Source organism: Candidatus Aminicenantes bacterium (assembly GCA_026393795.1).
GTDB lineage: Bacteria > Acidobacteriota > Aminicenantia > UBA2199 > UBA2199 > UBA2199.
In genome coordinates this window covers 1-14,240 of record JAPKZL010000069.1, presented here as the reverse complement: position 1 = coordinate 14,240, position 14,240 = coordinate 1, and the positions used below count along the sequence as shown (strand labels likewise).

The window sequence follows — 14,240 nt, the reverse complement described above, 5'->3', positions numbered from 1 at the left end:
CATGACCCAGTAAGGAGCCCAGCTCTTGGGATAGACGGCATCGGCGTTCTTGAAGGCCTCCTTCATATCATGGCTGATCGTGAACGAACCTCCCGATTCCTTGGCGAACTTTTTGCTCGTTTCGACTATTTCCGGCACCAGGTCATATTTTTCCGGATAAGCCAGGACGATATCCATGCCGAACCGGCTTAACAGGGAAATGATGCCCTGGGGCACCGACAGCGGTTTGCCGTAGCTCGGCGAATAGGCCCAGCTCATGACCAGTTTTTTGTGTTTTAATTCGTTCAGGCTGCCAAAATAGTTTTTCAAATGCACCAAATCCGAGAGCGTCTGGGTGGGATGATCCAGATCGCACTGCAAATTGATCACGGCGGGCCGGCGGCCTAGAACTCCTTCGGCAAAACCGTCGTCCAAGGCGCGGGCAATTTCTTTCATGAAATTGTGCCCTCGGCCCAGGAACATGTCATCCCTGATGCCGATCACTTCGCTCAGAAAGGAAATCATATTCGCTGTTTCCCTGATGGTCTCGCCGTGGGCTATCTGGGATTTTTCCTCGTCCATTTCCTGAATCGTCAATCCCAGCAGGTCGCAGGCGGAAGCATAGGCCAACCTGGTCCTGGTCGATTTATCGCGGAAAAAAGACACGGCCAGCCCGGTGCGAAAAATCCGCAGCGCGACGTTATCCCTATGAAACTCGCGCAAAATTTCGGCCAGAGTGATGACCGCTTGAATATCATCCATGCTTTTATCCCACGAAAGCAGAAAATCTTTTCTGAAGCCGTCGAAATTCAAGCGGTATAAATCGTCGATTTTTGTCTTGACATCGACATTGAATTTAGCCATTTTTATGCTTCGACCTCTTTATTGAATTCCTTGATTAACTTGTCGAATTTGTCCGCCGTCCCTTCAAAGATTTCTTTCCAGGTATCCGGACGCCACAGGGCTTCCAAATCTTCGACCGCCCTGCCCTGCTGCTCCACCCAGGTGAAATATTTGAGGTTATGCAGGGCTTTGCGCTCATAATAATTCAGCTCCTTTATCCAGTCGATGCCGACCCCGCGCAGATAGCGGTCCAGATCCATCATGGCATGATTGTCTCCGTACTTGCCTCTTTCCGCTTCGAGTTCCCGCAGGCGTGATTCATACATCGCGGCTGAATCGGTGAAGATGGTGAATATCACGTCATTTTCATCCAAGTCGTAATATTTCGCCATTTTGATCGAACCGACGAGATTGCAGATGCTCGAAATTCCCAGCAGCGGAAGTTTTTCAATGAATGCTTCGTCAAGGCCTTCCTTGGCCAGTATTTTTTTGCCCGCGGGTTCATTGAATAGTCGCAAAACCCGCATGGTGTTTTCATCATCGATGGCGATGACATTGTCCGTATTCCGGACATTATGGATCCAGGGCACGTGCTTGTCCCCGATGCCCTCGATCCGGTGCCCCCCGAAACCGTTCAAATAGAGGGTGGGACATTGCAGCGCTTCCGTGGCCCCGATTTTTATCGTTGGACAAATCTTCTTCAAATATTCCCCGGCACCGATCGTCCCGGCCGAGCCGGTCGCCGAAACATATGCGGCCAGCCTGGATCTTTCGTTCTTGACCTTGTTAAAAACTTCTTCGATGGCCGAACCGGTGATTTCATAGTGCCAGAGCGCATTGCCGAATTCATCAAACTGGTTGAAAATAACGATCTTATCGCCCCGCTCTTTTCTCAATTCCCAGCATTTGTCATAAATTTCCTTGACATTCGATTCGCAGCCGGGCGTGGCGATGATCTCGCTGGTATTGATTTTCTTGAGCCAAGCAAATCTTTCCTTGCTCATATCCTGCGGCAAAATGGCAATGGCGTCGCAAGCCAGCAGGGAACAGTCGAAGGCACCGCCGCGGCAGTAATTTCCAGTTGAAGGCCAGACGGCTTTTTGCGTGGCGGGATCGAACTGCCCGGTAACCAGCCTGGGCACCAGGCAGCCGAAGGCGGCTCCGACCTTATGGGCGCCCGTAGGAAACCACTTGCCCGTCAAACCGATTATTCTGGCTTTCACGCCGGTCAGCTCTTGAGGAATTTCAACGTAATTCACATCGCCGAACAATCCATTGCCGCCATTCTCCCTGGGGTTATTCTTCCAGGTAATGCGGAACAGATTCACGGGCTCCACATCCCAGAGTCCGACGTCCTTGAGTTTGTTTTTGATTTTATCGGGAATGCCGGCGGGATTTTTCTGCTCCGCGAAGGTCGGTATGACGACGCCTCGTTCCTTACATCTTTTTACCGTCTTTTTTAGAACGGCCTCATTTTTTTTCCAATTAAAAAACATATGCTGCCTCCGCCCTTGATCAATTAAATTTATTTGTTAAGGAAAAACGATCTTCCCCAAAGCGATATTTTATGACAGGATTGGCAAAATGTCAACAGGATTCAATGCGCCGGCCGGGGGAAAATCGGCATTGAAACCACTATGCTGCCTGCCGCGTACTTGAGGCCTCGCTATAGCCCATGAATTGACTTCCCCCCTTTCTGTCCCTAAAATAGAGCGACGACAGGCTGGAGAAAAGCGCAATGAAAAACATTAAACGAAAAGACCACGAGCCGCCGCACGTGACCGCGAAGCTGGGCTGGCGCTACCACCACCTGGGCATCCCGACCAAGGAAGCCAAACCGGGCGAGGTCCACCTGCCCCATTTGAAAATCCACGTCTCGGGTTTTAAAACCAGCCCCTTCGGCATCGAGTGGATGCGCTTCGACGACGATTGCCCGGTCGATGCCCGGGTCAGGACGATCCCGCATATCGCCTTCGAAGTCGACGATTTGGACAAGGAGCTGACGGAATGCGGCTTGGAGATTCTCTGCCCGTCCGGCGCCCCCTCGGCCGGCGTTCGCGCCGCCATGGTCCTGCACGACGGCGCGCCCATCGAGCTGATCGAATTCAAAAAAAAATCATAAGGATCTCGATGCCGGGGAAGAACAGTCAATCACAAATTGGTCCAGCCAGTCCTGAAGTCACAAAATCGAGGGCTTGCCCAAAAAAAATCTGACTTCCGCCCTCTCTTTCCCTCGCGCGGGGATCGATCAGGCCTTTTTTCCTCCCACGGTGATGGCGGAGACGCGGAAAGAGGGGCTGTTGAGCCGCCCGCGCATATCGCGGTCGTTGCCCATCCGGTCGATGTTCTTCAGGATCTCTAGGGTCGATCCGCCGAGGGTCACCCCGTCCACTGGAAAAGCGAGGGCGCCGTCCTTGATCCAGAAGCCGCTGGCGCCTGCGGAAAAGCTGCCGGTGGTGGCATCGGTGCCCGAGCTGCGCATGCCCTTGAAATAGAGTCCCTCCTTGATATCCTGGATCAGGGCGGCCGGGGTTGTTTCGCCGTTCTCGACGACCACATTGAGGATGCCGGCATAGGGCAAGCTGCGATAGCCGCCGCGATTGGCCATGGTGGGGACAACGACGCCGGCCTTGCGGGCGGTCTGCGAGTCGTAGAGGAACATCTTCAACACGCCCTTGTCGACGATGATATTCTTCTGGGTGACGCGCCCCTCGCCGTCGCATGGAGCAGAGGAGATGAAGCGCAGGATGGTGGGGTCATCGGCCAGGGTGACGAGGGCGGAGGCGATGACCTGGCCCAGCTGCCCGGTCATGAACGTGGTCTTGCGAAAGACCGCGTCCCCGTTCATGGCGGAGAGGATGCCCATCCAGAAAGAAGGCGCGGCATAATAGCGATCGAAAACTACCGGCACCACCTGAGTGCCGACCGGCTTCGCGCCGAGCATTTCGACGGCCCGCTGCACCGCCATTTTGGCGACGAGCTCGATCGGTTCCAGCTCCGCGAAGAAACGCTTGGAGCTCGACCAGCCGCCGCTCTGCATGTTGTCACCCTCGCCGGCGATGACATACACGCCGAATGAGCAACGCGTCTGCTTGTAAGCGTGGGCGAGCCCTTTCGACGAGATAAGACAGACTTCCCGCTCGCTGTCGCCGAAATACCCCCCCTCGCTGTTGCTCAGGCGCGGGTCCAGGCCTAGGGCGGTCTTTTCGCATTCGCGGGCGATGGCGATCTTCTTCTCGTCGTTTACGGCGGCCAGCGCCGGATCGAAAAGGTCGAGATCGGGAAGAAACCCGGGCGCGAGATCAAGCAGTCCCTGCCAGGGCTTGGGCTCGCAGACCCTCGCCAGTTCGATCGTCTTGCGCACCGTGTCGTCCAGTGACTTCTCCGACAGGTCTGAGGTATAGGAGAAGCCGAGCTGCCTGTTCACGAAAATCCGCAGACCCAATCCCTGGGAGACCGATTTCTGGAGCGTCTCGATCTCCCCCTTGCGCACCGATACGTCGAAGTTCTTTGTCCGTTCCAGGAATGCCTCCGCTTCGTGAGCACCCCATTTCCTGGCCTTCTTTATGATCATTTCTCCGAGTTTTTTGAAATCCATCTGCATCCTCCCTACGCTTTTTTCCCGCCGATGGTGATGCGGTCCACCTTCAGCGTGGGATTGCCGAATCCCACCGGCTTGGACTGGCCGTCCTTGCCGCAGGTGCCGCCGCCGATCACCAGCAGGTCGTTGCCCACCATGGAGATGTTCTTGAGAACATCCTGGCCGCTGCCCATGAGCATGATGCCCTTGAGCGGCCGCGTGACCTTCCCGCCTTCGATCAGGTATCCTTCAGGCACGGAAAAGACGAAGCGGCCGGTGGTCGGCTGCACGTTGCCGCCGCCGATCTTGGCGATGAAGACGCCCTTGTCAACGCTGGTAACGATCTCCTCCGGCCGGGAGGCGCCGGGGAGAAGATAGGTGTTGGTCATGCGCGGGATGGGATAATTCTGGTACGATTCCCGCCGTCCGTTCCCTGTCTGCTTGACCTTCATCAGGCCAGCATTCAGCTTGTCCTGCAGGAAGCAGGAACAGACCCCCTTGTCGATGAGCAGGGTCTTCTGGCCGACGCAGCCCTCGTCATCCACGTTCACCGCCCCCCAGCCGCCGGGGTAGGAGCCGTCGTCAACCAGGCTGACGACCGGGGCAGCGATGGGCTGGCCCAGCTTGTCCCAGAAGCAGGAGGTTTTCTTGCGGATGCCGTCGCCCTCCAGGCTGTGGCCGATGGCCTCGTGGAAGAAGATGCCGCCATAGCCGGCGGCGATGACCACAGGGAATTCGCCCGCGGGAGCGTCTTCGGCGGGCAAGAGACGGATGGCCATCTCGGCAGCCTGACGGGCATGCGCCTCAGCAAGCGTGACCGGAAAATGTTCGAAGCCGTAGCTGCCCGCCGTTGATTGGTAACCCCGGCTGCGCTGCTCGCCGTCCCGGGCGGACACGCCGATCCCGAAGGAAGAAAGGGTCTGGGTGTCCTCGCCGAGCAGGCCCTCGGAATTGGCGATGCGGATCCTCTTGTTCACGTCATAAAAGTTTACACCGACCTGGGTGATTCTCTTGTCAAGGGCGCGGGCCACGCCGTTGGCTCTGATCAGCAGCTCTACCTTGCCCTTGGCCGCGACGCGCTCGGGGGAGACGCGCACCTGGTAATAGGAAGGCGGCCGGATGACCTTTAGGGCCTGCACCACAGCGCCGCGACCGCTGTTGGCGATCAGGGCGGCGGTCTCGGCCGCCTCCTCCAGCCGCGGATAGCTCAAGTCATCGGAGAAAGCGAAGCCGGTCTTCTCGCCCTGGATGACGCGGAATCCTGCCCCCATCTCCACGCCGCGCGTGGCATTGGATATCTTGTCCTCGTCCAAACCCAGCGAGTTTTCCACCGTGTATTCCAGGTAGACCTCGGCGAACTCGCCTCCCCGCGCGAGGGCGACCTGGAGGAGTTTGCGCAGGTCCTCCGCCGAAAGGGCGAACGGCTCCGGCACCTGGAGGCCGGACGGCACCTCTCCATCGGGAAAAAGCAGCCTGCTCCACAAAGGAAGCGTCACGAAAGCGGCACCGGACTGGACGCCCCTTCTTAAAAAGGAACGCCGGTCCATGGACTTCAATTTCAAAGAATGGGCCATGGGACCTCCTTTCAATCCTGGGATGGTGGGCAGTCTCTCTGCTGCCCTTGAAAAAAGATTCTATGAAAAATAAAATAAAAATGCAAACTATTTATCGGGATCGGAGGAACTCGGGACTCGATGCCTCTAGGAAACATAATGGAGGATGTCTTTGTAAAAACGCCCCCACCGGGCTATTTCTTTTCCTTAACGGAGCGGACGTATTGTAATTCACGCTTTTTCTCCCTACAATTTCTCCAATGGCAGGGCGACCGCCCGGCCATTGCAGGAGGTCGCGATGAAAAAACATCTTGCCGCCGGATTGCTGATCGTACTGGCCCTGGCCGCCGCCGTGCGGCTGCCGGGTGCCGCCGCCGATGAAAAAATACGGGCCCTGGCCAAACAGATCGAACCCGAGCTCATCGCCATGCGCCGCGACCTGCACGCCCATCCCGAGCTGGGGCTGCAGGAGAAGCGCACCTCGGCCCTGGTCGCCGCCTACCTGCGCAAGCTGGGCTTCGAGGTTAAAACCGGCTTCGCCGTCACCGGCGTGCTGGGGATCCTCAAGGGCGGCAAGCCCGGCCCGGTCGTGGCCATGCGCGGCGACATGGACGGATTGCCCATCAGCGAGGAGACGGGCTTGAGCTTCGCTTCCAAAGCGCGCGCGGTCCTGGACGGCCGCGAGTGCGGGCTGATGCATGCCTGCGGCCACGATATCCACACCACGGTGCTGCTGGGCGTGGCCAGGGTCCTCGCCGCCCTGAAGGATGAACTGGCCGGCACAGTCCTCTTCGTCGCCCAGCCCGCCGAGGAGTACGGCGACGGCGCCCGGCGCATGATCGAGGATGGCGTGTTCAAGGACCTCAAGCCCGAGGCCTGCTTCGCCTTTCACGTGGACGACAGCCTCAAGGTCGGCAAGGTCGGCTACACCTCGGGCTTTTCCTCGGCCAATGTCGACGGCTTCACGCTGGTCATCAGGTCCGAGGGTTGCCACGGCGCCAACCCCTGGCTGTGCGTCGACCCCATCGTGGTCGGAGCGAGCATCGTCCTCGACCTCCAGATCATGCTGGCCCGCGAGATCGACGTCAGCCGCAATGCCGTGATCACCGTGGGCAAATTCCATGCCGGCACGGCCGAGAACGTCATTCCCCAGACCGCCGAGCTGGCGGCCACGGTGCGCAACTACGGCGAGGACCAGCGCCAGCTGCTCAAGGAAAAGGTCGGCCGCCTGGTCGCCGGCGCCTGCGCCGAGGCCGGCGCCGCCTACGACCTGGACTACCAGTTCGGCATCCCATCGCGCTACAACGACCCCAAGCTGCTCGCGGAAATCCTGCCTACGGCGGCGCGCGTCCTGGGCGGGCCCGAAGCGCTGGTCGAGCAGCTGCCCGAGATGGGCGGCGAGGACTTTGCCTATTTCACGCAGGTCGCGCCTTCGGTGATGCTCAACCTGGGCGTCGTGCCGGCGAACCTGGAAAAGACCGCGGTGCACTCGCCCACCTTCATGGCCGACGAGGCCGGCATCGCCCTCGGCGTCGAGCTGATGGCCGACATCATCATGGATTACCTGGGCCGCCGCCAGGGGGAATAGGGGGATCTTCTCGTTCGGGGCGTGAGCGCCGACCTCGTCGCCAGGGCCGATGATGTCCAATCAGGTTATTTTAGCAAATCTCCATAATTTTCATAAAGCGACAGCAGGCATTTTTGATGAGTCAGCGGCGCCCAGAACTGCAGCTTCATTTTGGGATTGAACTCGCGCATGGCCATGAGAATGGCAAAAAAAGAGCCGATACCGTACATCAGCGGCGGCTCGCCGACCGCCTTGGAACCTAAAAGCGCCAATTCATCTGGCTTGGTAGCGAGCGGCACTACTTCAACATTTTTGGGCGCGAAGTAGATATCGGGAATTTTATAACTGGAAAGCGTATCGTAAATGTGCTTTCCCTTCTGATCAACTAGCAATTCTTCAATGGTCATCAGGCCTATCCCTTGCACGATGGCGCCTTCCGCTTGCCCGATATCGATGTTGAGATTGATGCTGGAGCCAAAATCATGGACGCACTTGACCAGATCGATTTCGTACGTGCCGCGCAAACAATCGACGGTTACGACGGTCACGGCCGTGCCATAGACATGGTAGGCAAAGGGATGGCCTTTTTCGGTGGATTTGTTGAAATGGATCTTCGGCGTGGCGTAGTGGGCGTGTTCCGAAAGCGGGACCCTGGCTTTATCGGCAAGCAAAACAAGTTTTCCCCATGTTAGGGAGGTCTTTTTTCCTTTGTGAAAAACAATTTCATCCTTGATCTCGATTTTATCCGGGTTCCGGCCCTTTAATTCCCGACAAGCGACGCCTTTCAATCTGGCGGCCAATGCCTCGCAGGCCAGGATCGTCGCTTTGCCATTCAGGTCGGCGCCGCTGCTGGCAGCCGTAGGCGAGGCGTTGGCGATCCGGGTCGTGTTGGTGCTGTGAATGGTAAAGCGCCGCGGAGAAATCGAGAGCGTTTTTGCCGCGGCCTGGAGAATTTTGGTGTTTACGCCCTGGCCCATTTCCACCACGCCGGTGGTGATGCTGACCGAGCCGTCGGTGTAAATATGGACGAGCGAGCGTCCCTGATTGAGGCTGGTATTGGTAAATGAGATGCCGAAACAGAGCGGGAACATGGAAAGTCCTTTTTTGTTGTGCGCGTTTTTTTTGTTGAATTCCTTGATTTCTTTTTTGAGCTTTTCGACCGCAAACTTTTTATAAGCGGTGTCCCAGCACTTGCCGGCGTTGCAATTTTCGGCGATCTGATCATAAGGGAAGCGATTGCCTTCCCGTAAAAGGTTTTTCCCCTGTATTTCCATCGGTGAAACGTTCAGGGTTACAGCGGCCTTCATGATCGCCGCCTCCAAAGCAAACATCGCTTGCGGAGCGCCGAAGCCTCGCATGGCGGTGTTGGGGGCAAGGTTGGTTCTGCAAGAGTGGCAGGTGATTTTCGCGTTTGGAATATGGTAACTGCCCGATCCGTGAAAGAGCGTCCGCTCCATCACTGCCGGCGAGACATCCGCGGCCGCGCCGGCATTTTGAAAACCTTCGACCTGGTAGCAGAGAATTTTGAGATCTTTGCTGAGGCCCAATTTAAAATCAAAAGAGTACGGGTGCCGTTTTCCGGTCATGGTGAAGTCATCGGCCCGCTCCAGGATCAGTTTCACCGGTTTTTTAAGAGTGTAAGCCGCCAGGGCGGTCATGGCTGCCCAGGGCGTCGCCTGGTCTTCCTTGCCGCCGAAGCCGCCGCCGATGCGATTGGTATCCACTTCGATTTTATGCATGGGAATGCCCAGAACCCTGGCCGCTCCGACCTGCACATATTTTGTCGCTTGCGTGGAGGAATGGATCTTGATGGCTCCATTCTCCAGCATGTAGGCATAGGCGCCTTGCGTCTCAAGATAGACGTGCTCCTGGCCGCCCATCTCCGCCTGGCCGTCGATAATGTGGGCGCATTTTTTCCACGTGGCATCCGTATTGCCGATCTTAAAAGTTCGGCTCGGGGAGATGAATTTTTTTTCGGCGTGGGCCTCCCTGGCCGTCAAAATGGGACGGAGTTCTTCGATATCGACTTTGATTTTTGCGAGCGCTTTTCTGGCGATGGCTTCGGTTTTGGCGCAGACCAGGGCGACGGGCATGCCGATAAAATGTACCTCTTTGTCGGCGAAGAGTTCTTCATCCTGGATGATGCTGCCGATCTGGTTTTCGCCGGTGATATCCTTTGCCGAAATCACGGCCTCGACACCTTCCATTTTCAGCGCTTGTGAGAAATCGATTCCATGCACTTTCCCGTGCGCGACGGGGGAACCCAGGACAACTCCGAAGAGGGTGTCTTCCTGGACCGGAATATCGTTGACGTAGATGGATTCCCCCCTGACGTGGGAACGCGAGTCTATATTTTTCATTTTAACGCCTCCAGAGAAATTGCTTCCGGCGCAAAACTCATGAGGTGGATGAAAAGCTGCTGCCTGACGAGGGCGCGCTTGTAGTCGGCTCGGCTACGCGGGGTGATCTCGTTCTGGGCGATGAGATTGGCCTCCTGGAATGTATGATTGCTTATTTTTTTGCCGAGCAAAAAGTCGGCCGTTTTAGCCATGTTGCGGATGGTAGGCCCAAGCCCGCCAACGGCGAAAGAAGCTTTTTTGATAACGCCGCCGGCAAGAATGATGCTCATGGCCGAATTGACGGTGGCCATGTCCAAATGCCCCCGCTTGCTTATCTTTTCAAAGCTGAAGCGCGAATGGACATCGGGAAGATCAAAAACAATCCACTGGATAAACTCTTCCGGATCTTTATTCACTTTTTTATAGCCGATGAAAAATTCCTTCAGTTTCACTTCCCTGGTTTCGCCTTGGCGGCGGAGGACGAGAATGGCATCGAGGGCCATCATCATGACGCAAAGATCTCCGATCGGCGAACCGTTGGCGATGTTGCCGCCGACGGTGGCCATGTTTCTGATGGGCGGGGAGGCCATCAATTTGAGATACTCATCCAGCCTGGGAAAATAGGCGCGGAGTTCCTTGGATTCTTTCAGCTCTTTGACCGTGACGGCCGATCCGACATAGCATTTACCTTCCGCAAATTTAATCCGGCTGTATTCGCTTGCCCCATAAACAAGATTCACATTTTCAGCTGCCAGGGCGCCTTCCGGGTCCTGCAGCAAGACGTCGGTGCCGCCGGCGATAATGTACCCGGACTCCCGGACTGCCGCCGCAGCGGCCGGAGCGATCTTCCTTAATCTTTCCGGGATAGCCAGGAAATATTCGGGCAGGAATTTATTGTTTACCAGCCACTCCATGGTCACGGCGCCCGGCATGGGCCCTGAAGGTCCCCGATGAGGGGGCTGTAATTTTTTAACGATGGCACCCGCGGCCTTTTCGATGGATTTGTAGCCCGTGCAGCGGCAGATATTTCCGGAGATGGCTTCGATGGCGTTGGCAAGATTTTTTTCCTTGCCCATGTTCAAACAAAAACCGTAAAAGGCCATAACGAAACCCGGCGTGCAAAAACCGCACTGCGTTCCATTGTTTTCGAGAAGAGCGGCTTGAACGGGAGTCAGTTCGGGACCATTGACGCCTTCGATGGTGACGATGTGTTTGCGGTCGGCATTGCCCAGCGGCATGAGGCAGGAGTTCATCGTCTGATATTTCAGTTCACCGTCCTCCATTTCTCCCACCAGGATCGTGCACGCGCCGCAGTCGCCTTCGCGGCAGCCTATTTTCGTGCCGTACAGATGCAAATCGTTGCGAATGTAATCCACCAACGAACTGGCGGCGGGGGCGTTGGTTTTCACTTCTTTGTTGTTGACGATAAAAGTAAGCATGGGTCCACCTCGGAAGTGTTTTTTTATCTTGGTCCCGCGGAGCTCGTATTTGTGCCGCTCCATTGCAGGGCATAGAGGGCGTAAAACGCCGCCGCCTTGACCAGGTCGTCGATCGGCACCTTCTCGTTCGGAGCATGGGCGCCTACCTCGTCGCCGGGGCCGAAGCCGATGCAGGGGATATTGTGGATGCCGGTGATGGCGATGGCGTTGGTCGAGAAGGTCCACTTGTCCACGCGCGGTTCTTTATCGAAAAGGGAGCGGAAAACCGTTTCGGCGCGGGCCACGGCCGGGTGGTCCGGCTCCAGTTTCCAGGTCGGGTAATATTTTTCCATGCTGTACTCTTTTCCGGTATAGGCTTTCTCGCGGTACTGCAGTACTTCGACAGCGGCGGGCATGCCCTTCACCAGCGCACGCACCTCGGCCAGGGCCGTCTCCTTCGTCTCGCCGGCGGTGAGGCGCCGGTCGAGGTGGATGCGGGCGAAATCGGCCACGGCGCAGAGCGAAGGCGAACCCGAGACAAACTCGCTGACCGTGACCGACCCTTTCCCCAGGAAGTCGTCGCTTTTCAGGCGTTCATTGAGCTTTTCGATCTCCAAACAGGCGCGGGAACCCATGTAAATGGCGTTCTGGCCGCGCTCGGGCGCCGAGCCGTGCGCTGAGAGCCCCTTGAAGCTCACGCGCATCTCCATGCGGCCGCGGTGGCCGCGGTAGATGCCCAGGGCGGTCGGCTCGGTGATGATCACCAGCTCGGGGCGGATCTTTTCCTCCTCGATGATGTATTTCCAGCACAGCCCGTCGCAGTCCTCTTCCATGACCGTGCCGGTGACCAGGACGGTCAGGTCGTTTGGCACGCCGAGCTCGGCCAGGATGCGGCCGGCCGTGACCATGGCCGCCGCCCCGCCCTTCTGGTCGACGCTGCCGCGGCCATGGACGAAGCCGTCCGCGACGCGCCCGGAAAAGGGATCCTCGCTCCAGTTTTCGAGATTGCCCTGGTCGACGGTGTCGATATGGGCGTCGACGGCGATCAGGCGCTTGCCCGTGCCGACGCGGCCGTGGACGCTGCCCAGGCCGTCGAGCCTTACTTGGGCGAAGCCGGCATCCGCCATCTGCTTCTTCAGCTCCGCGGCCATCTCTTTTTCCCCGGCGGTCAGCGACTTGATCCTGACCAATCGCGAGAGGTTTTGGGCCGAATAATCCCGGTACTGTTCGGCCAGCTGCAGAACTTTTGCAGCAATTTTATCCATGCTATCTCCTTACCCGAATGGCGGTTCCAGGCCTAGAAACCAACGGCGGTAAGCAATACCGTCACTCCCAGGCAGGCAACGGTGAAGGCGCCGAAAAGCGGCACCAGCAGCGGCGGCCGCGCCAGCCACAGGGGGAGCAGCCGTTTTTCCAGCCGCCGGCCAAGGGCGTAGCCCAGCGGGAAAGAAACGGCCGCCAGCAGGGAGGCGGGAACGACGCGGGTCAGCATGTAGGTGGCGGCGCCGCTGGCGTAGCGGAAGGAGAGCAGGTGGGTGCAGGGCGACACGAAACGTCCCAGGGCGAAGAACGTCGCGCCGGCGCCGAAGGCGGCCAGGCCGGCCACCGCGCTCCGCGCTTTCCAGCCGGAGGCGATGTGCTTTCTGAAAGCGGCCACGCCGGCAAAGAGAAAGGCGCCGTTGAGCAGGATGGCGAAGTGGTCATTGACCTGGCAGAGGAGGGGCAGGCCGAGGATGGGCACGGCCAGCCACTTGCTCAGGATCCCGGCAATCGTGATGCCGGGAATGATGCGTTTCTGCTTGAAGACCGCCAGCCCCAGCGCCAGGATCAGGAAACCGGTCGCGGCGACGAAGGGGCTGCGCGGCAGGCCGGCGTTGCGTATGAATTTGCCAAGCAAGGCTTCGGTCAGGCCGAAGAGCGCCCCCAGCAGGACGATATTAAAAAAATAAAATTTCCAGGACAAGCTTTCGTTGTTGCCGGTCATCGTGCACCTCAAGAGTGAATTTTCATTGTCATCGGTCGATTTATATTAAGTAAACAGTATAAAAATGTCAAATGTTGTTTAACGAGATACGTGACGCGTGACGCGTAACCCGTGACGAGTGAAGATTAACAGGCGATTTTTCAAAATAAATTGCAAACAGTATTTAATTAAAAAAGAGAAAGCAGATTTTTTGTTGTTTCGCTAAGCGCTGCTCCGCGTTACGTGTTACGCGTCACGCGTTACCCGTTACGTCGTTCTTCTGGCGCTGACCACCGACGCCGCCGTGACGGCGACGATGATGATCGCGCCGCCGGCGATCGCCGTCAACCCGGGCGCTTCGCCCAGGGCCAGGAAGACCCACAGCGGGTTGAAGACCGGCTCGATGACGGCGATCAGGTTGGCGAAAACGGCCGGGATGCGCTTGATGGCCACGCTGAACAGGATGGCGGCGACGCCGACCTGGGGCAGCGACCAGTGAAACCTGGGCCGGCGCAGCCAGGCCAGCACCACCAACGAGGAGATCAGGCTGCGCGCCCCGGCGATGGCAAACGGGTTCCAGTCGATGACCTTGATGAACAGCCCGGCGCTGCTCCACAGGAAGGCCGTGGCCACCATCGCCCAGATGCCCAGGTTTGTTGAACTTTTATTCATGAGCGGCTCTCGGTTTACGGTGGACGGCGGACGGTAGACGGCAGGAAAATTCCAAATCAAAAATTCCATAAATTTTCTTCTGTAGGGAACGCAGATCTGCGTTCCCTACCCATCGTAGGGGTTTGATTAATCAAACCCCTACAGCAAGATCGTTTTTGTTTTCTTGGTATTTGGAATTTTATTCTTACCGTACACCGTCAACCGTTCGCCGTCAACCGTCAACCGAGCCCTGCAATCCCCTGCTATTCCATGGTCTTGAAGCGCTTCAAATCGTTGGCGTTCTCGATCCATTCCTCGATATAACCGCATTCGGTGCAAATGAACTT

12 protein-coding genes are annotated in these 14,240 nt (G+C 57.4%); 2 read left to right on the top strand and 10 right to left on the bottom strand.

The window, feature by feature from the left end; translation table 11 throughout:
• Both NTW95_03390 and NTW95_03385 read right to left on the bottom strand, forming a co-directional pair.
• Positions 1-843, bottom strand: an 843-nt coding sequence (locus tag NTW95_03390) for a knotted carbamoyltransferase YgeW (GenBank protein ID MCX6556465.1), incomplete at its 3' end; no start/stop codon positions are given.
• A 2-nt stretch (positions 844-845) separates the two neighbouring features.
• The gene (locus NTW95_03385) at positions 846-2,318 is read right to left on the bottom strand and encodes a pyridoxal-phosphate dependent enzyme (protein ID MCX6556464.1); all 1,473 of its coding nucleotides are present in this window, start codon (positions 2,316-2,318) and stop codon (positions 846-848) included.
• A 242-nt stretch (positions 2,319-2,560) separates the two neighbouring features.
• On the opposite strand from NTW95_03385, the gene NTW95_03380 reads away from it, so the two are divergent.
• Complete coding sequence (locus NTW95_03380) at positions 2,561-2,944, top strand: hypothetical protein (GenBank protein ID MCX6556463.1); 384 nt, start codon at positions 2,561-2,563, stop codon at positions 2,942-2,944.
• A gap of 126 nt (positions 2,945-3,070) precedes the next feature.
• Here the strand turns inward: NTW95_03380 and NTW95_03375 are convergent, their stop codons facing one another.
• Positions 3,071-4,420, bottom strand: a complete 1,350-nt coding sequence (locus NTW95_03375; protein ID MCX6556462.1) for a TldD/PmbA family protein — start codon at positions 4,418-4,420, stop codon at positions 3,071-3,073.
• An 11-nt stretch (positions 4,421-4,431) separates the two neighbouring features.
• Positions 4,432-5,976, bottom strand: coding sequence for a TldD/PmbA family protein (locus tag NTW95_03370; GenBank protein MCX6556461.1), 1,545 nt, complete (start codon positions 5,974-5,976; stop codon positions 4,432-4,434).
• Between the two features lie 277 nt (positions 5,977-6,253).
• Here NTW95_03370 and NTW95_03365 point away from each other — a divergent pair, with 277 nt between their 5' ends.
• Entirely contained in the window at positions 6,254-7,543 is a 1,290-nt protein-coding gene (locus tag NTW95_03365) for an amidohydrolase (GenBank protein ID MCX6556460.1), read from the top strand.
• A gap of 65 nt (positions 7,544-7,608) precedes the next feature.
• Here the strand turns inward: NTW95_03365 and NTW95_03360 are convergent, their stop codons facing one another.
• The 6 genes from NTW95_03360 to NTW95_03335 all read right to left on the bottom strand — a co-directional run.
• Complete coding sequence (locus NTW95_03360; GenBank protein ID MCX6556459.1) at positions 7,609-9,882, bottom strand: molybdopterin-dependent oxidoreductase; 2,274 nt, start codon at positions 9,880-9,882, stop codon at positions 7,609-7,611.
• On the bottom strand, positions 9,879-11,300 hold the full coding sequence (locus NTW95_03355; protein MCX6556458.1) for an FAD binding domain-containing protein: 1,422 nt from the start codon (positions 11,298-11,300) through the stop codon (positions 9,879-9,881). Before NTW95_03355 ends, NTW95_03360 begins: the two co-directional genes overlap by 4 nt.
• 23 nt (positions 11,301-11,323) lie before the next feature.
• Positions 11,324-12,544 carry a YgeY family selenium metabolism-linked hydrolase gene (locus tag NTW95_03350; GenBank protein MCX6556457.1) on the bottom strand — a complete coding sequence of 407 codons (1,221 nt, stop codon included), beginning with the start codon at positions 12,542-12,544 and terminating at the stop codon, positions 11,324-11,326.
• A gap of 32 nt (positions 12,545-12,576) precedes the next feature.
• Positions 12,577-13,275 carry a hypothetical protein gene (locus NTW95_03345; GenBank protein MCX6556456.1) on the bottom strand — a complete coding sequence of 233 codons (699 nt, stop codon included), beginning with the start codon at positions 13,273-13,275 and terminating at the stop codon, positions 12,577-12,579.
• Positions 13,276-13,509: 234 nt separating this feature from the next.
• Positions 13,510-13,914, bottom strand: a complete 405-nt coding sequence (locus NTW95_03340; protein ID MCX6556455.1) for an EamA family transporter — start codon at positions 13,912-13,914, stop codon at positions 13,510-13,512.
• Positions 13,915-14,052: 138 nt separating this feature from the next.
• On the bottom strand, positions 14,053-14,240 hold a 188-nt coding region (locus tag NTW95_03335), incomplete at its 5' end, for a hypothetical protein (GenBank protein ID MCX6556454.1).